This window comes from Cutibacterium sp. (assembly GCF_030525615.1).
In the GTDB taxonomy this organism is placed as follows: domain Bacteria; phylum Actinomycetota; class Actinomycetes; order Propionibacteriales; family Propionibacteriaceae; genus Cutibacterium.
In genome coordinates, this window is record NZ_JAUNEJ010000003.1 from 264,313 (window position 1) to 285,431 (window position 21,119).

Here is a 21,119-nt window from a genome sequence, read left to right on the forward strand (position 1 = left end):
GACAGGAGGATTAATGTACGACGGTCCGCTGCAGGAACTCATTGACGCCCTTTCCCGGCTGCCTGGGATCGGGCCGAAGGGCGCTCAGCGGATCGCTTTCTACATCCTTGACGCTCCTGTCGACGAGGTCAACGAACTAGCCGACGCCCTCCGTGAGGTCAAGGAGAAGGCCAAGTTCTGCAAGGTCTGCTTCAACGTCTCCTCCGATGAGGTGTGCCAGTACTGCCGTGACCCGCGTCGGGACCAGTCGATGATCTGCGTCGTCGAGGAGTCTAAGGATGTCATCGCGGTGGAGCGTACCCGGCAGTTTCGTGGTCTGTACCACGTGTTGGGCGGGGCCATCTCCCCGCTGGATGGCAAGGGTCCTGCTGATCTCCACATTCGTGAATTGTGCCAGCGGCTGGCCGACGAGACGGTGACCGAGGTGATCCTTGCTACCAACCCGAACCTCGAGGGGGAGGCCACGGCGACGTACCTGTCTCGTCTCATTAGTCCCATGGGCGTCACGGTGTCGCGTCTGGCCTCGGGTCTGCCGGTCGGCGGCGACCTGGAATACGCTGACGAGGTAACACTGGGGCGTGCCTTCGAGGGCCGTCTTCGCGTCGGCGTCGGTGCCTGATGTGTGTTCTGTCTCATCAGGTGGTCAAAAAACTGATGTTTATTTGACCGACGGATAGCGTGTATACGGCTTCTCAACGACGATTACATCACGGTACCCGGAGGTCGTATGTCCATTAAGTTTGCCATCCTCGCCTTACTGGCTGAGACTCCTCGTCACGGGTATGAGATCAAGAATGAGTTTGATCGTCGTACAAATCACACCTGGTCCCTCAATATCGGACAGGTTTACACAACTTTGGACCGCCTTGAGCGTGACCGATTGTGTTTCCGTGGCGACGAGACTCCCGATGGCAGGGTGATTGCCACCATTACCCCAGCAGGTCGCGAAGCGGTGCGTCAGTGGTTTGCCACCCCCATTGCGCCTCGTACCCCGCCGCGCAATGAGCTGGCCATCAAGATTGCTCTTGCTGCTACCTCGAAGGATATTGACGTTGCTGCCCTGATCCAGGATCAGCGCCGCGCCACCACGCACCAGCTGCAGGAATACCGTCAAGCCCGTGACGGTGTGGCCGGAGATGATCTCGCCGGTCAGCTCCTTATCGACGGAATGGTTTTCGCTGCGGAGGCCGAGCTGCGCTGGCTTGACCACTGCGCGGCCAAGGTCGCCGAGAAAGTTGGGGCTGACTGACCCGCAGACTGCCCTGGTTAACCAGCGGTTACTGTCCTGCTGGGGTGACGTGCGGGTACTACCGCGTTGTCGTTACTACCGTGCCCAGGTTCCCGTCATGGACGGGTCGTTGTCAGGATTGTTGAGAGCCGGATGGTGCGGATCAGCCGGGGGCTGGGAGCGACGACGCCGCCGTTCGCGGGGAACAGCCTGGCCAGCACCCCAAGACGCCAGAGTCGCCAACCGGGAGCGCAGGTCTTTCGGCAAGGTGAAGGGGCGAGCAATGAGGGCTCCGAAGCTGCCGCCCACCGCCAGCGCTACCCCTACCAGCAGAGCTTCCAGGAAGAGGGTCCAGCCATTGTCGGTGGTCCCGGTGGTGTCGGTCTGGGAGTTGACGATCATGTATAGCGCTCGGTACATCATGACGCCAGGCATTAACGGGACGATGGCGATCGTCACCAGACCGAGTTGAGGTATTTTCCAGCGTTGCGCGCCTAGGGCGGCAATGATCCCGGCGACCATGGCGCCAAGTCCGGAAGCGGCAGACACTGATCCTGTCAGCTGCATTCCGAGGAGATAACCGGCCCACGCGGCAGCCCCCAGCACCGCACAGATAGCCAGGGTGCGGTATCCGGCGTGGGAGGAGACTCCGAAGGTGACGGCGATGACAGCCGCGCAGATCATTTGCAGAATGGGGTTGGTCGAGAACCCCAAGGCTGGCGAGATGTACCCCGGCACGCCTAGTCGTAGCCCGATCCACATGACGGTGATGATGCCCAGGATGATGCCGCCTGTTTGTACAAACCCCTCCAAGAATCGTCCTGAACTGGTGACGACGTAGCCGTCGAGGGCGTCCTGGGAAGCGGTGACGAAGGAACCTCCTGCCAGCAGGGAGACGATTCCGGCCGCAACGATGAGGGAGGGGGAGAGGGGAAGGGGTTCGTGAGAGGCTGCCATGTACACCATTACGAGCAGGGCGAATGCAGTGGCGACGGCTCCGCCGGCAGCTTGGGTGAAGAAGTTCGTGATCCTTTTGCGCGCCATCGCCTGAACGGTGGCGTCGACGAGGCAGGTGGAGAAAAAGCTCAGCACACCGTCCATGACGGTGCCGCCGAACAGAGTTGACAGCCCGGCACCCATAAGACCCATGTTCATGGTGACGAACCATTGCCGGTAGAGACGCGGGCTTCGGGTGATGGCCGCAAGTCGATCGGCGGCCTCCTCCAGTCCAACTGGTGTGGTCTTATCGCAAATGTCGTCGACGAGGAGCTGGAGTTCGCCCAGTCTCTGGTAGTCGTTGCTGCTGGAACGCACTACTCGCAAAGCGGTGATTGGGTCTTCTTCCAGGCCACGGTGCTGGGTGACGATGACAGAGGTGTTGGTGATGTCGATGTGGACGGTCACCCCGTAGGTTGCGGTGATTCGCAGGGCCATCGCGATGGCTTCCGAGACCGAGCCTCCGACCGAGATCGCCATGACGGCGACCCGTGTTACCAGGTCGACGACTCGTCGTGCCTGCTGTTCCGCCATGTCGGCGTCGCCCGGGTTGAGGGCGAGGGTGGTCTCCATCGGGGTTTCCGCACGGAAAAAGCGCTCCAAGGGCACACGACGTGCGCGGTGAACCTTGGGAGGCCGGGAGCGATGGTTTTTGCACGCGCTGGTCTGCGGTGAGGTCGTCACGGACGGCGGCAAGGTCCATGACGTCGAGGCGGTGTGCAGTGAGCCGAGTCGTGTCGGGCTGTCGTCAATCGCTGGGGTGGAGGGTTTCGGGCGGACGCGGCTTTGGGGTGCGGGCTGAGCCGACGCTTGCCCGGGGCGAAAGATACGCGCGTCGATACCGTCAGCGGTGAGCGGGATGGGTTCGTCGTCGTGCCAGGGGTGCTGAGGTGACGCGGACCCGCTGCGAGTGTTCTTCCGCTCATCCGTCATCGCCAGTACCCCCTCTGCACAGGAACACCCCGCACAACCATTGTGGTGGTCCCCGCCGACGGAACCCAAACTAGGCAAGGGTCGATAGGCTGGCTGGGTGCTTATTGCCACCGATCTTGACGGAACCTTTCTCGGCCCAGACGCGCGGGTATCTGCTCGAAATCGTGCTGCTGTTGAGGCTGCTGAGTCAGCTGGTGTGCATGTCGTCCCGGTGACTGGGCGGGCGATGAGCGGGCTGCGCAACCTTGGTCCGGTTTTCCGTCGATACGCTCTGGTGTGCAATGGCGCGGTTGGCCTGGATCTATCTACTGACGAAGTTTTGTACACCATGGCGATGTCGCCCGAGACGGTGAGGACTTTTGTCGAGACGATGACCGCTCATCTTCCGGGCTGCCTGTTTTGTGCGGCAGTCGAGGATTCTTCGGTTTTCGCCCTCGAGGCTGGCTATGACGATCTCACCCCGCCGTACGAGGCCGAGAACGACCCGGCTGAACACGTCGTGGTCACCCGGGAGGAATTGTGTTCCCGGGAGGCGTTGAAACTCATGGTCGCCCATCCGACGGTGCCGGCAGGGGAGGTTTTTACGCTGGCTGAGCGTCTCGCGATTCCGGGGGTCCACACCACATGGGCTGGATTCTCGCTGGCCGAGGCGAACCGGGCTGACGTCAACAAGGCGGTAGGGCTTAGCGAGATCTGCAGGGTTCTTGGCGAGGATCGCGCCGACGTGGTTGCTTTGGGAGATGGGGCTAATGATGTCGAGATGTTGCAGTGGGCCGGCATCTCGTACGCTATGGCCGACGCCAACCCCCTTGCCGTCGCAGCTGCTGATCTGCGCGCACCTTCCTGTGCCGAGGACGGATTTGCCGTTGTCGTCGAGAAGATCTTGGCAGCCGGATAATCTCGCAGTGTGCTCATCGCAACAGATCTCGACGGAACCCTGCTGACCCCGGAGGGCGCCATCAGCCCTCGTACCCGCGACGCCATCCGCGCGGCCGAGAAAGCCGGGGTGCCGGTCGTTCCAGTGACGGCCCGACAGATCTACGGGATTGACAAGTGGCGTGACGATTTGGGTCGGTGGGCACTGTGTTCCAACGGCGCGGTCTGTTGGGATCTTCCGGCCCGCACCGTGCTGTTCCGCCAACTCATGCCGGCTGCCGTGGCCAGGGAATTCGCTCACCGTCTGCTTGAGGCCGCCCCCGGCACCCGCTTTCTGACCATCAAGGATGACGGCTTTACATTCGCCTCTCAGCGCGGTTATGCCGAGCTGACCACCTTTGCCGATCACTCCCGTGAGCCTTCCGAGATGCCGGCTCTAGACCTCGATGAGGTCCTTACTGGTGACTGTCTCAAGATGGTGGCCCGTCACCCCAGCCTGGCCATCGAGGATCTAGCCGCCCGGGCCGCTGGGGTCGGGATGGGTGACGACGTTCATGTCACCACTTCTGGCAAGCCGATGTTGGAGATCAGCGCCAAAGGGGTCACCAAGGATTCTGGGCTGGCGATGTTGTGTAGGCACCTCGGTATCGATCAGCGCGACACCGTTGCTTTTGGGGACGGGGCCAATGACGTCGAGATGTTGGAGTGGGCAGGGGACTCGTATGCGATGGCCAACGCGGTTCCATCCGCCGTGGCAGCGGCCCGCCATCGAGCACCGTCAAATGCTGAGGATGGGGTTGCTCACGTCATCGAGGGTCTGCTGGCCGGGATGGCTGATCGTGGCTGACGGCTGGGCGGCACTCTGACTCTCGCCGGGTGCTCGTCGTCTGGAGCATGTCGGTCTGGTGGAGTAAACTGCCTGCCGATTACAAGGCAGTGATGGGGCGATCACCCCGGAGCCGCCGGAAGAACGGGCAGGTGCGCACACCGTTAACGACCTCAGTAGAACCGGCAGTGATCGATGAACCGAGAGGCCGACGTTGCTGACGTCGTGCAAGGAGGGTGGTACCGCGGGTGCCCGGAGAATCCGGTGTGCTCGTCCCTCGGAGACCCGAGACGAAGGATCCACCCGCCGCGATGACCGATGAGAATTCAGTCCGCCCTGACGACTGTGGGCAGCACAACCCTATGCAATACAACCACAACCCTATGCAATACAACACTGTGCCGCCTCAGATTGACCTTCCCGCGATGGACCACGAGATCATGGATTTGTGGGCCAGGGAGCACACGTTCGAGAAGACTCTGGAGGCCACCAAGAACGGCCAGCCATGGACCTTCTTCGAGGGTCCGCCGACCGCCAATGGTCAGCCTGGAACCCACCACGTTGAGGCCCGTGTCTTCAAAGACATCTTCCCCCGTTTCAAGACCATGCAGGGGTTCCGTGTCGACCGTAAGGCCGGCTGGGACTGCCACGGTCTGCCGGTTGAGCTGGCCGTTGAGAGAGAGCTGGGATTTACCGGAAAACCGGACATCGAAAAGTACGGTGTCGAGCCTTTCAACGCCAAGTGCCGTGAATCGGTGAGCCGTCACGTTGACGCCTTTACCGAGCTGACCGAGCGGATGGGCTATTGGGTCAACATGGACGAGGCGTACTGGACGATGAACCCGTCCTACGTCGAGTCGGTGTGGTGGGGTCTGAAGCGCATCTGGGACAAGGGTCTGCTCGGTGAGGACTACCGGGTCGCCCCCTACTGCCCGCGTTGCGGCACCACCTTGTCAGATCATGAGCTGGCTCAGGGTTACCAGGACGATCGTGATCCGTCGATCTTCGTGCGTTTCCCGGTGACTTCGGGTCCGTTGGCCGGACGCGCCAAGCTGCTGGTGTGGACGACCACTCCGTGGACCCTGGTGTCGAACACCGCCGTCGCCGTACACCCAGATGTGCGTTATGTCGTGGCCCACCAGAACCCGGTTCCGGAGGGTTCTGACGCCCTCGCTACCACCTCTGCCGACGACCCGGTCTCCGAGGACCTCGTCATTGCTGAGCCGCTGTTCGAGAAAGTACTGGGCGAGGGTTGGAGTCTCACCGGCGAATCCTTCATGGGCACTGAGATGGAGTTTTGGACCTACGAGCGCCCTTACAACTTCTTGGAGTGGCCCAAGACCGAGCGTGTCACCACAGATGGTCGTCCTACCCCTGCCGACGCTAACTACATCATTCTCGCTGATTACGTCACCACTGAGGACGGCACCGGCCTGGTTCATCAGGCCCCCGCTTTCGGTGCCGACGACCTGCTGACGTGCCGCCGCTACGGTCTGCCGCTGGTTAACCCGATCCGTCCTGACGGTACCTTCGACGAGTCTGTCCCGATGGTCGGCGGGCTGTTCTTCAAGACGGCTGACAAGCCGCTGTGCGAGGATCTCGACAAGCGCGGAATCCTCTTCCGCCTTGAGATGCACTGGCACTCCTACCCGCACTGCTGGCGCTGTGACACCCACCTCATCTATTACGCGCAGCCGTCGTGGTACATCCGCACCACACGGGTCAAGGAGCAGCTGCTCGCGCAGAACGAGGGGACCACCTGGTATCCCGAGACGATCAAGCATGGCCGCTTTGGTGACTGGCTGGAGAACAACATCGACTGGGCCGTCAGCCGGTCGCGTTACTGGGGAACCCCGTTGCCGTTGTGGCGCAATGATGACGATCCCTCCGATGTCATCTGTGTGGAGTCTCTGGCTGAGCTGTCCAGGTACGCCGGACGTGACCTCACCGGAATGGACCCGCACCGTCCGTTCATCGACGAGGTGGCTTTCACCCGGAACGGTCACACCTACCACCGTGTCCCGGAAGTGGCTGACGCCTGGCTGGACTCGGGTTCGATGCCCTTCGCCCAGTGGGGGTACCCGCACGTGCCCGGTTCCAAGGAGAAGTTCGAGTCCCATTACCCGGGCGACTTCATCTGTGAGGCCATCGACCAGACTCGCGGCTGGTTTTACACCATGATGGCGGTCGGAACTCTCGTCTTCGGCGAGTCCTCGTACCGCAACGTGCTGTGTTTGGGCCATATTCTCGCTGAGGACGGGCGCAAGATGAGCAAGCACTTGGGCAACATCTTGTTGCCGATCCCGCTCATGGATAAGCACGGTGCCGACGCGGTGCGCTGGTTCATGGCGGCTGACGGCTCGCCGTGGAGCGCTCGTCGGGTTGGTGACGAGACCATCCAGGAGACCGTCCGCAAGGTCTTGCTGACCTACTGGAACACCGTCAGCTTCCTGGCTCTCTACGCCCGCGCCAATAACTGGTCCCCGGCCACTGCTCCGGCTGCCCCGGCGGAGCGTCACGTGCTGGATCGCTGGCTGGTCAGCGCCACCAACGTCCTGGTGCGCGAGGTCACCGAGGCACTGAACAATTTCGACACCCAGCGCACCGGAGCCCTTATCGCCCAGTTCGTCGACGACCTGTCCAACTGGTATGTGCGTCGCTCCCGTCGTCGCTTCTGGGATGGCGATCCGAGTGCTTTGTGGACCCTGCATGAAACCATCGAGACCCTCACTCGTCTGATGGCCCCGATGGTCCCGTTCATCACCGAGCGCGTCTGGCAGGATCTGTTCGTGACGACGAACCCGGAGGGTCCACAGTCGGTACACCTGGCGAGCTGGCCGGTTGCCGACGAAACCGTCATCGACGAGTCCTTGACCGAGGCAATGGAACTGGCCCGACGCATCGTCGAGCTGGGGCGTGGTGCCCGCGCCGAGGCCAAGGCCAAGATTCGCCAGCCGTTGTCACGCGCCCTCATCTCAAGTGCCGCGCTGGCCGAGCTGGACGAGGATCTGCAGGCCGAGATCCGGTCCGAGCTCAACGTCATGGCTCTCGATTCCTTCACTGCAGCCGGCGACCTCGTTGACCACACTGCCAAGGGCAACTTCCGCGCCCTCGGTAAGAAATACGCCAAGGCCACCCCGAAAGTCGCTGCCGCCATCGCCGCTGCGGACCCGGAGTGGTTGGCCTCTGAATTGTCCTCCAACGGGTCGGTCGTATTGGATGTTCCGGAGGCTGAGGGTGGCAAGGCCGTCGTGACTGCCGAGGACGTCATCGTCTCCGAGCGCCCCCGCAAGGGCTGGAGTGTCGTCAACGAGCAAGGCGAGACGGTGGCCCTGGATTTGGAGATCACCCCTGAGTTGGCCCGGGCTGGCCAGGCTCGCGAGGTGATTCGGTTCATTCAGGACAGTCGGAAGAAGGCCGGGCTGGATGTTTCCGACCGTATTTCCTTGTCATGGCAGGCTGACGGTGAGTTGGCAGAGGCTGTTGAGGAGCACCTCGACGAGATCGCCGGCGAAGTGTTGGCTACCTCGGTCAATCGTGGCGAGGCTGATGACCAGTGGTTCCGTGACGAGCAGTCCGGCCTGGCGGTGAAGGTCGAGAAGGCCTGAATAGTTCTGGATTCTCCGGGTACGGATAGTTCCGACTGGCTGGGCCTGGATGCTCTGAGGTACGAATAACCCCCCTGATAAACTGATAATGTCGGGCGGTCACCTTTCGCGGGTGGCCGCCCGGTGTTCGTGACTAGCTGCTTGTGGTTCATGCCCTGGCTATATCAGTCCAGCCTGGGTCGCTCTTTCCGGTGAGCGATATTTATTTGCCTTGCCTTATATTATTGGTGCCGGAATTGGGTGTTTTTGGAGGTCAAAATACTCATCGAGTGACTCTGTTCACAGGATGTGTCGAAGAATTTGCTGAGAAGGAGGCTTGGATATGCGAGAGGTTTTTTATCTATGAATCCTGTTATCCGCGTTGAAGAGTTACAAAAGCGTTATGGTGAGAGTCTCGCTTTAGACATCCCTCATCTCGCGATCAACAAAGGTAAAATTGTTGGACTATTGGGGGAAAATGGAGCCGGAAAGTCCACTTTCATTGATTTGATTAGTGGCGTGTCTGAGCCTTCACGGGGACAAGTTGAAGTTGGAGAAGGGCGCGTTGGATGGTGTTCTCAACGGTTGGTCATTGATTGGTTTGTTAGCGGCTGGATGAACGTCTGGCTTGGTGCTTGTCTAGGTGGTTTGAGAGGACGCCAGGCAAAGACTGTGACTGATGAAGCAATAGCCCAGGTCGGTTTAAGTGATGCTAACCTTAAGGATACTCCTGAAGTTCTTTCCGGAGGCCAGCAGCAGCGGTTGATGATTGCGCGGACGTTTGCTATGCGCCCGGATGTCTATTTGCTTGATGAGCCTACTGTGGGATTGGATGTCCAGAATCTCGAGCATTTCGTGGATCATGTAAGAAACGTCAGCCAGGCCGGCGCTACCGTTGTGATTTCCTCGCATGAATTCGAGGCTGTAGAAGACCTTATTGACGATGTTATTTTGCTTTCGGGTGGTGTCGTTAAATTCTTCGGAAGTAAATCGGATTTTATGGACAGGTTTGTCACCAAAGAAACGGTTCGGATTGTCTTGGATAAAGCGATTTCGATAGATGATTTGTGCATGGCTGAAGGATTCTCTGCAGAAGTTCAAGGATACACCGTTGTATTGGACGTTCCGCGTGGCACGGAGTTTAAGTCAGTTTTGAGGTGCTTGCCATCTCATGCGGACGTTTTGGAGTATTCGCGACAGACGGTGGGACTTCGCGAAGCAGTAAAGTGGGCGGGTCGGCATTGACGTGCGGTTGAGAGTTCGCAATTTAAGGGGTTTTTAGATGTCTGTTAGTTGGACGAGCTCGTTCAATTCATTGGTTCGACTTGAAATGTTCGGTGCTGGTTTAAATAGTTGGCGGCGTTGTCTTTCCTTTTGTGTGTCGCCGGTTGCATATTTTTGCCTGCTAGGGTTGGGGTTATCAGGTATTCTCGGCGGCGGTGATTATTTGCGCTTTGTAGGGCCTGGGATCGTCGTGATGCAGGCGCTGTCGGCCTTGTCTCAGATGATTTATCGAGTGGTTATCGAGCGGCGTTGGGGCCTTGCTGCTATGAAACTGCAATCGGGAGTTCCGATGTCGGCTTATGTTGCGAGCCTTTTAGTTCCGCGCTTAATTGTGTTCGTCATCCAGGCGGGCGTCGTTGTCATTTGCATGTTTGTCTGTGGCTCTGGCGTTTCTATAGCTCCTCTTGTTCTTGGGGTTCTTGCTGCTGTTTGTTGTGCCGTTTTCTGGAGTTTAATTGGCATCGTTATCACGGGTTTCGTTTCTAACTATCAAACCAGAGACTTTATTGTCAATATCATGATGCTTCCGCTAAGTTTTTCGGCACCTGTTTTTTATCGTCTTGACGGTGCTCCGTTATTTGTAAGAATACTTGCAAGAATCAACCCATTGAGTTATCAAGTTCAGTGGGTTCGTGGGGTTTTCAACGGCGATTTTCTTTTGTGGGAGTTTTTGGTGGTTTTAGCTCTGCTCGTCGCAGCGGGTATTTTCTCTCTCGTAGCCGTTAGGGGTCTTCGTATCGCCAGCTTTGAGGGGTAAGAGGCTATCGACAGATAAGGGTGGATGAGGGGTTTCAATCCTCGGTTGCGATGAGCTTGTCTAAGCCCTCGTTCTAACGATCTGTTGAGAAAATAGTGATGTCGGGCGGCGGTCGTTCAAGGGTGGCTGTTTGATGTTCATGGTTGTTCAAGGAGCGTCAGGCTCAGCACGGTAATTCCATATCGTCGTGATTCTCCACGCCCAGCTGGTCGAGGATGGTGGCCATCGTGCGAGCCACCGTCAGGGTGTCGTCGAGCGGCATGGTCTGACTCTCGGTGCGCCCAGCTCGCAGGCACTCGCACACCGCAATGAGTTCGTGGGCATAACCACGTCCCAGGGCGGGAGTGTTGTGGACCTCGGGGATGACCCCACGGCGATGGATGAGGATACGGCTGGGATGGTGGAATCTCGGTTCCACCTCAATCCATCCGTCGTGTCATACGTCCTGGACCATTGGAGGTCAGGGAAATCGCCAGCGTGGCAAATTTGTTCGTCAGGAAGGTCAGCAGCATGGAGGCTTCGGAGTCGACCCCGTTAGGGAAGTGCTTGCCACGGGCGAAGGCACCGGCGCGTGCGAGCGACCTCGACGCGACGGCGGAAATGCGTGCTCCAGGGACGTGTGCGAAGTCGTCGAGAATCGTGCGGGCAATGCGGCCGGTGCCCGCGATTCCCCAACCAATGGTGGCCGTGATGTCCCTAACACAACTGTAAAAGGTCGGTGTCAGTTGCCACGATCTGAACCGGCAAGTAGTCGTTTTGCAGCGCCGCCCCTTGTCAAAAGCCATCTAATCCGCGTACGGTGAGACTCGTGGGGAGCAACGAAGCTGACGATTGGACACTTTTGGCGAATTGCCGCGGAATGGCAGATGCCCTCTTCCCGGACGGGAAAGAGCAGCGCCGCGCCAGGCGTATCTGCGCCGACTGCCGCGTTCGCCCCGAGTGTCTTGCCGAGGCCCTGGACAACCGCCTTGAGTGGGGAGTCTGGGGAGGAATGACCGAGCGCGAAAGGCGACGACTGCTGCGCGAGCGTCCTGATGTGACGAGCTGGCGTGACGTGCTGCTAGCCGACCAGGCCTCGCAATCGAAATCGGCTAGGGTGAAGTCATGACCCGATGGGAGTACTTCACGGCACCGATCTTGGTGCATGCCTCGCAGCAGATACTTAACAACTTCGGAGCCGAGGGTTGGGAACTGGTCCAGATCGTTGCCGGACCCAACCCGGAGTCGCTGGTGGGCTATTTCAAGCGCCCGCTTCCTAACCAGGAGCAGTCTCGATGAGTGCCACAGCCAAATGCGCTGGACTGGGAATTACCCTTCCCCCAGTCGCCGCTCCGGTGGCTGACTATGTGCCGGCTATCCAGAGTGGGTCACAGATTTTGACCTCGGGCCAGTTGCCCTTCGTCGACGGCGAGCTGACCGCCGTCGGCAAGGTGGGGGATACTGTCTCTGCTGAGCAGGCCGCCGAGGCGGCACGGATCGCGGCCCTCAACGCGGTTGCGGCTGCCGCTGACGTTGCGGGCAGCCTCGACGCCATCACGCGTGTTGTCCGGGTCGTTGTCTTCGTCAACTCGGCTCCGGACTTCACCGGCCAGGCTGGGGTTGCCAATGGTGCTTCTCAGCTGCTCGGACAGATTTTCGGGGAACAAGGCCGTCACGCCCGTAGTGCGGTCGGGGTGGCGACCCTGCCGCTCGGGTCGCCAGTCGAGGTTGAGCTGACTGTCGAAGTCTGATCTTTCGCAACAGTTCGGGGCCAGGTCGAGAACCTGGCCCCGAACTGTGCTGGGTACCGATATGTGTTGGTTACCGATCGCTGGAACAACGAGTCGGATTCTTAACCTCAGCGGACTCAGGCGGGTGGATTCAGCTAGCTCGGGCTGCCAGCTTCTCCGGCTCCATGATCGTGACAATCTTGGGACGAGCGGCTATCCATCCGCGTTTCGTGAAGTCAGTGAGAGCCTTGTTGACGGTTTCCCGAGAGGACCCGACGGTCTGGGCAAGTTCGTTCTGAGTGAGGTCATGACGGACGACGATGTGACCGGTCGACCGATTTTTCTTACCAAACCGATGTGCCAGGTCGAGCAGGGTGTAAGCCAGACGGCTGGGAACGTCACCGGAGACGAAGTGAGCAGTCTTGTCGTCGGAGCGGCGCAGGCGTTCAGACAGCCGATCCAGCATGGCCAGCGCAACATCGTGGCGGGTTTCGACGAGTTCGCGGACCTGAATACCCGGTGCCTTGAGCAAACTGCAACGGGTCAGGGTGGTCGCTGTGGTGGAACGTGTCCCACCGTCAACCAGGGACAACTCTCCGAACATATCGTCAGGACCCATGAGCCACAACAAGGACTCCCGCAGGGTGAGGTCTTCGGCAGGGGTAGAACGAGCAAGCTTCACTTTGCCCTCAACAACCAAGTAAAGGTTGTTAGCCGGGTCTCCAGCTTCGAAGATCACCGTGTTTCGCGGGCAGACCATGGTTTCACACACAGCCATGATCTGAGCGGCCGAGGCAGGGCCGAGAGCAGCAAAGAACGGTTGGGTCGCCGCCGCTGCCATCACAGTTGTCATTCGAGTACCCCTCCTTCGTGAGCACCTGCATCGTCGAACCATTGGCGGTCGAGTCTGTGCCCGTGTACTTCTACATTGTGGCAGGCATCACATTTTGTGATGGCATGGGGGGTCACTTTCTCCTTCTATGCTTGAAACCATGGCAGCCGCACCTACCACGTCAATACGTCGAGAGCAGTGCACAAAACGTGCTGACGAGGTGGCCAAGCTGTTGGCCGAGGCCTACCCGGACGCGCATTGCGAATTAAACCATGATGGCCCCTACCAGCTGCTCGTTGCCACGATGCTGTCGGCCCAGACCACCGATCGACGAGTGAATACTGTCACTCCGACTCTGTTTTCCCGCTGGCCCGACCCGCAGGCTCTGGCAAGCGCCGATAGTGGTGAGGTTGAGGCGGTCGTGACTCCGCTGGGATTCGGGCCGACTCGTGCCGTGCGGCTGGTGTCGATGGCTGCACAACTGGTCGATAAGTTCGACGGCGTGGTTCCCAAAGATCTCGATTCCCTGGTGACGCTGCCGGGTGTGGGCCGCAAAACTGCCAACGTCGTGTTGGGAAATGCGTTCGGAGTCCCCGGGATCACCCCGGATACCCACGTCATGAGGGTGTCGCGGCGACTCGGCTGGACTGACGCGACTACCCCGGCCGCAGTAGAACGCGATCTTGCGGACCTTTTCGACCCGGCTGAGTGGGTCATGCTGTGCCACCGTCTCATCTGGCATGGGCGGCGTCGCTGCCATGCCCGACGCCCGGCATGTGGGGCTTGCCCACTGGCGCAGCAGTGCCCCTCCTACGGTGAAGGGCCAACCGACCCCGAAGAGGCAGCTTCCCTCGTCAGGCAGCCGCGCCGATGATACGCCCACGCAGGATTCTCGGCGCGCTGATGGTCGCGGCCCTGCTGGGCGGGTGCGGAGGGGCCGCCGATATGTCCCAGCAGCGCAGAGAGGCCGGCATTCCCGACTGCTCCCAGGTGTCTTCGGAAAGCACGTCGAAAACCTCTGGTACCGCCGCTGAGGGCCAGCCAATTCCGGAGGTGGCTCTGCAATGCCTCGGCGGGGGAGAGACCGTCTCATTGGGCAAAGCGTCGTCGAAAGGAGTCACTGTGGTGACGGTGTGGGCGTCATGGTGCCGACCCTGCCGCAGCGAGGCCCCTCTCCTCGCCGACGCCTACCGTCGCTATCGCGACCGGGTGACCTTCCTTGGGGTCGATTACGCCGAATCCGACCCATCCGAGGCCATCTCTTTTGCCGGCGAGGCCGGGCTGACCTTTCCGCACCTTCAAGATCCGGACAGCACCATCCGAGGCGCATGGCAGGTTAACGGGGTGCCCGTCACCTTCATTATCACGGACGGCACCATTGTCACCCGTCACAGCGGCGGATGGCGCTCCCAGCAGCAGCTTGACTCTGCCATCGACCAGGCTATCCAGGCTATCGAGAGGACGTCATGAGTCATCTAGGCACTCTCATCGCCAGCTTGGGCCGCGACGATCCGGAGTTCTCGGTGGGACGTCGGCCCGGTGGCGGACATTCCGCAGCAGTGCTCGCTCTGGTCAGCGATACAGACAATGACATCGTTTTGACGCGACGTCCGCTGTCTCTGCGTCATCACGCTGGCCAGGTTGCCCTACCGGGTGGACGTGTCGAGCAGGCCGACGGCACCATCGTCGACACCGCGTTACGGGAGGCTCATGAAGAGGTGGGCCTGGACCGGGATCTCGTTACCGTCAGGGGAGTGCTGCCGACGGTTCACGTCGCTGCCAGCCGGTCCGACGTCACCACCGTGGTGGCAACGTGGGCCGGGGAGGGTGCTGTCAGGGTTGTCGATCCCGCCGAAGTTGCCCTGGTGCAGCGGGTCAGGTTGGCAGATTTGGCGAATCCGGCCTGTCGTGCCACGACCCGTCACCCGCGTCGAGGTCCAGCATTCGTGCTGCCAGATCTGTTCATCTGGGGATTTACCGCTCACGTCTTGGACACCCTGCTCGACCGGGGCGGCTGGTCACGCCCATGGGATCGTGAGCGTCTGGTCGAGATTCCGCAGGGATACTGACCTGAGGACGGTGAGGGGACGTTCTGCCGTCGATGGTCAACACCACAACGCTGGCCTTCCCGTAGTCGAGAGGGCCAGCGTTAAGCGTGGGATCAGTGGCGAGTATCGGCGGTACCGCTGACGCGGCGAGGAGAGGCGTCCGAGGACACCTTGTTTGCGTCAATGCTGCTGCGAGCTGTCGCGTTGTACTTGCCACGGGCGATGGCCGACTTGACGGCTTCCAACGTCGACTTGGCCTCGTCAATGACGCCGGTCGGAGCCTTGATACGCGAAATCTGGCCTTTGCCGACCAAGGCGAAAATGCCGGCCAGGATGAACATCGCGACGGCCATGGTCGCGAAACCGACGATCAGGGACAGCAGAATGCTCCAGTCACCGATGTGTTGCCACATGAGGGAAAAGGCGAAGGCGCCGCACAGCCACAGCAGCAGTGCGCCGACAATACCGAAGTAACCAGCACCGCCGAACATACCGGCACCAATTCCGGCGTGTTTGGCGGCAGGCTTGATCTCCGCCGTCACCAAGGCCTTAGAGTCCTGGACGAGCTTTTGGCCGTCCGTCTTGAGGTTGTCGATGGTGTCGCCAACCGGGAGCTTGTCTGCCATGGGATGCCTCCGCGTCATGAATATGGTGATCTCAGCCTAACGGTAATAGGTTCGATCTGCTGTGTTCGGGTTGAGGTGTCATTGTCAGTCGGTGTTATTCGAGGTGCCGGCGGCTACCGGAACTTCGTGAGGATGTTTCTGCTCCCACAAACTGTGCCTCTTGCCGCGATGGTGCAGCATGGCACCGCCGAGAATCGCTGCCAGGAACGAGGCCACCAGCACGGAAGCCTTGGCCTCGTCAGCAAAGGCGTGGTCTTTCGGGAAGGACAGGTCGGTCATGAGCATGGAAACGGTGAAACCAATGCCGGCGAGCGTAGCCACCGCGATGATGTCTCGCCACACCACACCGCGGCCCAACTCGGCTGACGTGAATCGGGCCGTCAGCCAGGAACCCAACGTGATCCCAATGACCTTGCCGCCGATGAGACCGCAGATAATTCCCAGCGAGATGGGGTGGGTCCACAGACCGAGGAAGGTCTCTTTGCTGACCTCCACTCCGGCGCTCATGAGAGCGAAGAAGGGGACGACGGCACCTGCGGACCACGGTTCAACCTTGTGCTGCCAACGGTCCACGGGGTCGTCGAGGGCGTCTTCCTCGGTGCGGGTGAGTAGACCGAAGGCCACACCTGCGATGGTGGCATGGACACCCGAGTGCAACATGCACCACCAACCGACGATGAAGATCGGGACGTACCACCAGCCATTGTCGATGTGAAAGTGCTGCATGACGCCCCACAAGGCGATACAGCCGATGGCTCCCAGAAGCCACCAGATGTCGAGACCACTGGAGAAGAACACCGCGATGACGATGATGGAGCCGAGGTCGTCAGCGATGGCCAAGGTAAGCAGGAACGCTCGTACTGCCTGCGGCAAACCAGACCCCACGATCGCCAGCACCGCCAAGGCAAAGGCGATGTCGGTGGCCATCGGGATGGCCCAGCCGGCTGGATGGCCTTGCGAGGACAGCAGGTTGAACACGGTGTAGATACCGGCCGGGAACGCCATTCCACACACGGCGGCAACGATCGGAACCAAGGCGTCGGCGGGTCGAGACAGCGAGCCTTCAACGAACTCTCGCTTGAGCTCCAGACCTGCGATGAAGAAGAAGATGGTCAACAGGCCATCCGCTGCCCACTCCTCGATAGTGAGGGGACCAACGGCCAACTCGCGGATGAAATGGTACGAATGCTGACTGAGATTGGCCCACAAGAGGGCTGCGACCGTCGCTGCCAACATCAGCAAGCCACCAGTGGTTTCGTTCCTGAGGACGTCAGACAGGTGTAGGGCGTTGGGACCCGTCACCGGTCGCAGGATGCTCATACGGGGTCGGCTGTTCTTGCGGGAATCTGTCATAAATGCCTTTCGCGTATCCCCGCGGCACAGACCCAGCGGGGATAGGGGACAGGGTTACGCCGACCAGACTTCCCGGCACTCCTCGTTGAAAAGCCTACCAAATGGTTGTGATGTCACCAATCGTTGTTCATGTGGTGGACTGACGGCGTTATGAACTCATCAGAGGGTGATGGTGAGCCCGTTGTTGTCAGGGCGAATAGGGGTGGTCAGCTCGTTGTGGTCAACCCAGGCCCGCCAGCACTCCAGCTTGTAAGGCAGACGCAGACCACTCGTACCGGCAGAGTCATTGGCAAGGGCGGCGACCTTGGCCAGCAGCTCAGAGCGAGACTCAGAGTCGAGGTCTTGGACGGCCGGAAGACTGGAAGCCATGGCGATGAGGGAATCTCGGTCCACTGACACCCACAGACGCTTCGAGATGTGTTCATGGTCAGGGAAGTACTTGTTTGAGGCGAGTTCTTGCACCGAGTCAGTGCCGTAATCACCGCTCATGGCGTGGTCGTCAACTGTGCGCAGCAGGGCTGCCAGCCTCTTGACCCACGGCACAGTGTCGTCGCGCACCAGCCAGGAGACACCGAGGACCCTGTCGGGTCGCAGTACCCGAGCGATTTCGGGCAAGACGAGTCCGGGAGCTAGCTCGTGAAATCCTTGATGTATCAACACGGCGTCGAAGGTGCAGGGGTTGAGCGGCAAGGACTCGGGTGACCCGCAGACAGCCACGACTCCGGGAATCCGATTGAGTTTCGCCGCCGTGTCAGGGTCGCGGTGGACGGCGAGTACGTCGGCCCCGTGGCAGGCCACCGTCCGGCAATAACTGACCGTCGGACTCAGCACGATGACGCGATAGCCCGGCTCCAAACATCCAGCAGTCAGCCATTCGAGCGTGTCACTGGGGAAACGCGGGGTGGAGGAGACTGCCATGGGTCCGATTGTAGAGGGAACTGTTGTGGTGAGGGTTGTCCACAGGGACCCATCGGAGGCTCGCCACAGTTTTCCACAGATTTCAAATTGGGTGACGGATTTCGCTTCCTGCGACGACAAATAAAGGTATGAGGATTCTTGCAGAAAGACGGGATACAGCGCCGCGTCGGCCCGCTGAAGACACTGCCTCGGACACCACGGGCGTAGCGCTGGTGAGTCGAGACAGTCGACTGTCTGAAGTCGTCGGGTCAGTGGCAGCCAGCGGCGGGGTGGTCGTGGATGTGGTGGCAGACCGAGACGCGGTGGCGCGGGCATGGTCGCGTCATGGCCCCCTGCTGGTGGGTGCCGACATGGCTGGAACAGCGATGGCGTGGGGACTGCCACCGAGGTCCGGAACCCATGTCGTCGGTTTCGACGCCGAGGAAGCGGCGCGGTGGTCGGCAGGGCTGTCCGCCAGCGTTATCGTCGTGCCGCGTGCCAATCAGGTGCTCACCGAGATCCTTCATGATGAAATAGCCGCGACCTCGAAAGGCACCGTGGTGCAGGTGAATTCGAGTGGCGGTGGCACCGGGGTGAGCACTTTGGCAGCTGGCTTGGCCTGGGCTGCTGCGGCTTCCGGAATGAGGGTCGGACTGGTCGAACTTGATTCCCATGCCGGCGGGATAGATCTGCTGCTGGGCATCGAGAGGAAAGATGGGTGGCGGTGGCCTGAGTTGGCGTCCGCCCGTGGAGTGACGACCGATCTGGGGTCCCGTCTGCCGTCCATAGACGGCGTGGAGGTGGTCAGCGCGGGGCGTCTGGGCGTCCAGGTTCCTCCAGCGGCGCGTCGAGCTGTGGTCGATTCTTTGGCAGGTGACCATGATCTGGTCGTCGTGGACCCGGGAGCGGCGTCGGCCCCGGAGGTATCAGTGGACGTCAGGGTTGGTGTTGTCGCGGCCGATCTGAGGTCTGTCATGACGGCGCGAGGCCAGGATGTGCCCAATGTCCTGGTAGCTAGGCGTGGTTCCGGCAGATCGATGTCTGACGAGGACATCGAATCGGTGTTGGGAGTCCGCCCGGATGTGGTCGTCAGGGATGACCGTCGGCTGATTCGCTGCCACGGTGACGCCGAAGCACCGTGGGTGGTGGCCTCTGGGCGGTGGCGTCGCCGGTGCCAGGAGCTGGCTGAGTTGGTGATGGGATCATGAGCGGCAGTGAACCGGATCGTCAGTTGGTCGAGCAGGTGCGTCGTGGGCTGGCGGGTCTGGGCCGGGAGTGGACGCCGATGGACGTCGCCCATGCGATCCTCGACTGCGGCCAGGTGGCCTCGGACAAGACGGTTCTGGCAGTCGTCGAGGAGTTGCGGCGGACCAGTACCGGGGCGGGGCGCTTGGAGCCACTGCTGGTCATGGACGGAGTGACAGATGTCCTTGTCAACGGACCCGACCAGGTGTTCATCGACCGAGGCAAAGGACTGGAACTGACCGACGTCACCTTCAGCGGTCCCGAAGAAGTGCGGGGGCTGGCTGTGCGGCTGGCAGCTGCGGTGGGACGTCGGCTTGATGACGGCAATCCGTGGGTGGATGCCCGGCTGCCTGACGGTACCCGAGTCCATGCTGTCCTTGACGTCTTGGCTCGGCCGGGGACCTGCCTGAGTTTGCGCGTGCCGTCGCGGCGACGTCTGTCCCTCGACGATTGGGTGGCATGGGGATCAATGACCCCAGGGTGTCGTCAGATCATTGATGACATCTTGACTCGCAAGCTGGCCTTCTTGGTCACCGGCGGCACCGGAACAGGCAAGACGACCCTACTGTCGGCCATGTTGACCAGCCTGCCGCCAGACCAGCGACTCGTCATCGTCGAGGATTCCCGGGAAATCTGGATAGATCACCCACACTGGGTGTCGATGGAGGCGCGCGCCGCCAACTCCGAGGGCAAAGGGTCGGTGACCCTGACAGATTTGGTCCGTCAGTGCTTGCGGATGAGGCCAGATCGGATCGTCCTGGGAGAGGTGCGCGGGGCGGAACTGCGCGATCTGCTCATGGCCCTCAATACCGGTCACGAAGGCGGATGTGGAACGGTACACGCCAATGGGGTGGCCGAGGTGCCGGCCCGTCTGGAAGCTCTGGCTGCTTTGGGCGGGTTGTCGCGGGAGGCGGCGTCGGCTCAGATCACCGCAGCCCTGCACGCCGTCATCCACCTGGAACGAGGGCCTAAAGGCAGACGGGTAGCCGAGATCGGGGTGTTCACCGACGTCGGCGGGCGGGCGGTCGTCCTTCCCGCCGTGCGATGGGACGCCAATGGTGTGACGACCCTCGGCGCGGGAGCGCACAGATTGTCCGAGCTGCTGGGAATGGAGGTGGCCCCATGATGGTCGTAGTAGCAGCGGTGCTCATGGGTGTGGCGGTGTGGATGGTGATTCCGCCGGCACTGAGCAGGCACCAAGAAAGACGTCTGCCGGTGTGGTCGGTGCTGCCGGCGGCAGTTGTCGTCGCCTGGTTGGTATTCGGCGTTGGCGGCCTGGTGTGGGCTGTCATGGCCACCGCAGTGGGCGGGACGGTATTCATCGTCGTACGCAGACAGCGACGGCGAGTCCAGAGCCTCAAGGGTGGACAGGATGTAGCACGGGCGACGAGGGCCTTGGCCGGACGAATATCGGTCGGGGAGATTCCCTCAATGGCCTTGGAACACGTTGCTGATGACGTCGACGTGCTGGGAGGGGCCAGAAGAGCCCAGGCGGTAGGCGCAAGTGTTCCCGACGCCCTCATGGCGACCGCCCGGCAACCGGGAATGGCGGGTTTGGCCCCTCTTGCCCATGCCTGGCAGCTGGCCACGACGACCGGCGCTCCCCTGGCACCGGCGGCCACGTTAGTGGCGGAAGGAACCGCTAGACGAGCTCGTTTGGACGCCACCTTGGACTCCGAACTGGCTGCAGCTAGGGCCTCGGGACGAATCATGGGTCTGCTGCCCTTCGTCGGTCTGCTCATGGGACATCTCGTTGGGGCCCATCCCACAGCCTTCCTGACGACCACCTGGTTGGGGAGGGGTTGTCTTGTGAGTGCGACCTTGCTGGCCTGCCTCGGAGTCCTGTGGAGTGAGTCCTTGGCCGACCGTGTGGCACGGGAGGCCTTGCCGTGACAGAAATCTGTAGAACTCTCATTCCAGCG

General features: G+C 60.9%; 21 protein-coding genes and 1 pseudogene. 16 read left to right on the forward strand and 6 right to left on the reverse strand.

Translation table 11 applies throughout. The annotated features are described in order from the left end of the window. The first annotated feature begins 13 nt into the window (after positions 1–13). A complete protein-coding gene (gene recR / locus Q4B98_RS06620; RefSeq protein WP_303196323.1) occupies positions 14–619 on the forward strand; it encodes a recombination mediator RecR in 606 nt (201 codons plus the stop codon). 108 nt (positions 620–727) lie between these two features. Next, on the forward strand, positions 728–1,249 hold the full coding sequence (locus Q4B98_RS06625) for a PadR family transcriptional regulator (RefSeq protein ID WP_368492319.1): 522 nt from the start codon (positions 728–730) through the stop codon (positions 1,247–1,249). A 75-nt stretch (positions 1,250–1,324) separates the two neighbouring features. Here the strand turns inward: Q4B98_RS06625 and Q4B98_RS06630 are convergent, their stop codons facing one another. Next, positions 1,325–2,797, reverse strand: coding sequence for a threonine/serine exporter ThrE family protein (locus Q4B98_RS06630; protein ID WP_303196395.1), 1,473 nt, complete (start codon positions 2,795–2,797; stop codon positions 1,325–1,327). Positions 2,798–3,254: 457 nt separating this feature from the next. Here Q4B98_RS06630 and Q4B98_RS06635 point away from each other — a divergent pair, with 457 nt between their 5' ends. The 5 genes from Q4B98_RS06635 to Q4B98_RS06655 all read left to right on the forward strand — a co-directional run bounded on the left by Q4B98_RS06635 (position 3,255) and on the right by Q4B98_RS06655 (position 10,487). Further along, positions 3,255–4,055 (forward strand): HAD hydrolase family protein, encoded by an 801-nt coding sequence (locus tag Q4B98_RS06635; RefSeq protein WP_303196324.1) that lies wholly within the window; start codon positions 3,255–3,257, stop codon positions 4,053–4,055. Between the two features lie 9 nt (positions 4,056–4,064). Next, positions 4,065–4,880 (forward strand): Cof-type HAD-IIB family hydrolase, encoded by an 816-nt coding sequence (locus Q4B98_RS06640; protein ID WP_303196325.1) that lies wholly within the window; start codon positions 4,065–4,067, stop codon positions 4,878–4,880. 290 nt (positions 4,881–5,170) lie between these two features. Next, a complete protein-coding gene (gene ileS / locus Q4B98_RS06645) occupies positions 5,171–8,467 on the forward strand; it encodes an isoleucine--tRNA ligase (protein ID WP_303196326.1) in 3,297 nt (1,098 codons plus the stop codon). A 342-nt stretch (positions 8,468–8,809) separates the two neighbouring features. Continuing rightward, entirely contained in the window at positions 8,810–9,691 is an 882-nt protein-coding gene (locus Q4B98_RS06650; protein ID WP_303196327.1) for an ABC transporter ATP-binding protein, read from the forward strand. 37 nt (positions 9,692–9,728) lie between these two features. Continuing rightward, positions 9,729–10,487 carry an ABC transporter permease gene (locus Q4B98_RS06655; protein ID WP_303196328.1) on the forward strand — a complete coding sequence of 253 codons (759 nt, stop codon included), beginning with the start codon at positions 9,729–9,731 and terminating at the stop codon, positions 10,485–10,487. 163 nt (positions 10,488–10,650) lie between these two features. Here the strand turns inward: Q4B98_RS06655 and Q4B98_RS06660 are convergent. Then, positions 10,651–11,212 (reverse strand): annotated as a pseudogene (locus Q4B98_RS06660) (hypothetical protein). A gap of 83 nt (positions 11,213–11,295) precedes the next feature. On the opposite strand from Q4B98_RS06660, the gene Q4B98_RS06665 reads away from it, so the two are divergent. Genes Q4B98_RS06665 through Q4B98_RS06675 form a run of 3 tightly spaced genes read left to right on the forward strand, consistent with a single transcriptional unit; the run spans position 11,296 to position 12,217 of the window. Then, positions 11,296–11,595: a WhiB family transcriptional regulator gene (locus Q4B98_RS06665; protein ID WP_303196329.1), complete on the forward strand. Its 300-nt coding sequence runs from the start codon at positions 11,296–11,298 to the stop codon at positions 11,593–11,595. Further along, entirely contained in the window at positions 11,592–11,765 is a 174-nt protein-coding gene (locus Q4B98_RS06670) for a DUF4177 domain-containing protein (RefSeq protein WP_303196330.1), read from the forward strand. The genes Q4B98_RS06665 and Q4B98_RS06670 overlap by 4 nt, the downstream gene beginning before the upstream one ends. After that, positions 11,762–12,217: a RidA family protein gene (locus tag Q4B98_RS06675; protein WP_303196331.1), complete on the forward strand. Its 456-nt coding sequence runs from the start codon at positions 11,762–11,764 to the stop codon at positions 12,215–12,217. The genes Q4B98_RS06670 and Q4B98_RS06675 overlap by 4 nt, the downstream gene beginning before the upstream one ends. Positions 12,218–12,347: 130 nt before the next feature. On the opposite strand, the gene Q4B98_RS06680 is transcribed toward Q4B98_RS06675, so the two are convergent. Next, positions 12,348–13,049 carry a Crp/Fnr family transcriptional regulator gene (locus Q4B98_RS06680; protein WP_303196332.1) on the reverse strand — a complete coding sequence of 234 codons (702 nt, stop codon included), beginning with the start codon at positions 13,047–13,049 and terminating at the stop codon, positions 12,348–12,350. Positions 13,050–13,176: 127 nt separating this feature from the next. Here Q4B98_RS06680 and nth point away from each other — a divergent pair, with 127 nt between their 5' ends. The 3 genes from nth (at position 13,177) to Q4B98_RS06695 (ending at position 15,097) form a co-directional block, all read left to right on the forward strand. Then, positions 13,177–13,902 carry an endonuclease III gene (nth, locus tag Q4B98_RS06685; RefSeq protein WP_303196333.1) on the forward strand — a complete coding sequence of 242 codons (726 nt, stop codon included), beginning with the start codon at positions 13,177–13,179 and terminating at the stop codon, positions 13,900–13,902. After that, positions 13,902–14,498: a TlpA disulfide reductase family protein gene (locus tag Q4B98_RS06690; RefSeq protein WP_303196396.1), complete on the forward strand. Its 597-nt coding sequence runs from the start codon at positions 13,902–13,904 to the stop codon at positions 14,496–14,498. The genes nth and Q4B98_RS06690 overlap by 1 nt, the downstream gene beginning before the upstream one ends. Before the next feature lie 89 nt (positions 14,499–14,587). Beyond that, positions 14,588–15,097: a CoA pyrophosphatase gene (locus Q4B98_RS06695; RefSeq protein WP_303196397.1), complete on the forward strand. Its 510-nt coding sequence runs from the start codon at positions 14,588–14,590 to the stop codon at positions 15,095–15,097. A 92-nt stretch (positions 15,098–15,189) separates the two neighbouring features. On the opposite strand, the gene Q4B98_RS06700 is transcribed toward Q4B98_RS06695, so the two are convergent. The 3 genes from Q4B98_RS06700 to Q4B98_RS06710 form a co-directional block, all read right to left on the reverse strand. Beyond that, positions 15,190–15,702, reverse strand: coding sequence for a phage holin family protein (locus tag Q4B98_RS06700; protein ID WP_303196334.1), 513 nt, complete (start codon positions 15,700–15,702; stop codon positions 15,190–15,192). Between the two features lie 84 nt (positions 15,703–15,786). Next, complete coding sequence (nhaA, locus tag Q4B98_RS06705; RefSeq protein ID WP_303196335.1) at positions 15,787–17,055, reverse strand: Na+/H+ antiporter NhaA; 1,269 nt, start codon at positions 17,053–17,055, stop codon at positions 15,787–15,789. A gap of 159 nt (positions 17,056–17,214) precedes the next feature. Next, positions 17,215–18,093, reverse strand: a complete 879-nt coding sequence (locus Q4B98_RS06710; RefSeq protein WP_303196336.1) for a class I SAM-dependent methyltransferase — start codon at positions 18,091–18,093, stop codon at positions 17,215–17,217. Between the two features lie 8 nt (positions 18,094–18,101). Between Q4B98_RS06710 and ssd the strand changes: the two genes are divergently transcribed. From ssd to Q4B98_RS06725, 3 genes are read left to right on the forward strand one after another with little or no spacing between them, the layout of a single operon-like run. Continuing rightward, on the forward strand, positions 18,102–19,160 hold the full coding sequence (gene ssd, locus Q4B98_RS06715; protein ID WP_303196337.1) for a septum site-determining protein Ssd: 1,059 nt from the start codon (positions 18,102–18,104) through the stop codon (positions 19,158–19,160). Continuing rightward, positions 19,157–20,323, forward strand: a complete 1,167-nt coding sequence (locus Q4B98_RS06720) for a TadA family conjugal transfer-associated ATPase (protein WP_303196338.1) — start codon at positions 19,157–19,159, stop codon at positions 20,321–20,323. Before ssd ends, Q4B98_RS06720 begins: the two co-directional genes overlap by 4 nt. Then, positions 20,320–21,090 carry a type II secretion system F family protein gene (locus Q4B98_RS06725; protein WP_303196339.1) on the forward strand — a complete coding sequence of 257 codons (771 nt, stop codon included), beginning with the start codon at positions 20,320–20,322 and terminating at the stop codon, positions 21,088–21,090. Before Q4B98_RS06720 ends, Q4B98_RS06725 begins: the two co-directional genes overlap by 4 nt. The last annotated feature ends 29 nt before the right edge of the window (positions 21,091–21,119 follow it).

Bases quoted from the DNA above. Each gene is read 5' to 3' on its own strand.
- recR (WP_303196323.1), top strand. From the start codon at position 14: ATGTACGACGGTCCGCTGCAGGAACTCATTGACGCCCTTTCCCGGCTG.
- Q4B98_RS06625 (WP_368492319.1), top strand. From the start codon at position 728: ATGTCCATTAAGTTTGCCATCCTCGCCTTACTGGCTGAGACTCCTCGT.
- Q4B98_RS06630 (WP_303196395.1), bottom strand. From the start codon at position 2,797: ATGGAGACCACCCTCGCCCTCAACCCGGGCGACGCCGACATGGCGGAA.
- ileS (WP_303196326.1), top strand. From the start codon at position 5,171: ATGACCGATGAGAATTCAGTCCGCCCTGACGACTGTGGGCAGCACAAC.
- Q4B98_RS06650 (WP_303196327.1), top strand. From the start codon at position 8,810: ATGAATCCTGTTATCCGCGTTGAAGAGTTACAAAAGCGTTATGGTGAG.
- Q4B98_RS06655 (WP_303196328.1), top strand. From the start codon at position 9,729: ATGTCTGTTAGTTGGACGAGCTCGTTCAATTCATTGGTTCGACTTGAA.
- Q4B98_RS06670 (WP_303196330.1), top strand. From the start codon at position 11,592: ATGACCCGATGGGAGTACTTCACGGCACCGATCTTGGTGCATGCCTCG.
- Q4B98_RS06675 (WP_303196331.1), top strand. From the start codon at position 11,762: ATGAGTGCCACAGCCAAATGCGCTGGACTGGGAATTACCCTTCCCCCA.
- Q4B98_RS06680 (WP_303196332.1), bottom strand. From the start codon at position 13,049: ATGACAACTGTGATGGCAGCGGCGGCGACCCAACCGTTCTTTGCTGCT.
- nth (WP_303196333.1), top strand. From the start codon at position 13,177: ATGCTTGAAACCATGGCAGCCGCACCTACCACGTCAATACGTCGAGAG.
- Q4B98_RS06700 (WP_303196334.1), bottom strand. From the start codon at position 15,702: ATGGCAGACAAGCTCCCGGTTGGCGACACCATCGACAACCTCAAGACG.
- nhaA (WP_303196335.1), bottom strand. From the start codon at position 17,055: ATGACAGATTCCCGCAAGAACAGCCGACCCCGTATGAGCATCCTGCGA.
- ssd (WP_303196337.1), top strand. From the start codon at position 18,102: ATGAGGATTCTTGCAGAAAGACGGGATACAGCGCCGCGTCGGCCCGCT.
- Q4B98_RS06720 (WP_303196338.1), top strand. From the start codon at position 19,157: ATGAGCGGCAGTGAACCGGATCGTCAGTTGGTCGAGCAGGTGCGTCGT.
- Q4B98_RS06725 (WP_303196339.1), top strand. From the start codon at position 20,320: ATGATGGTCGTAGTAGCAGCGGTGCTCATGGGTGTGGCGGTGTGGATG.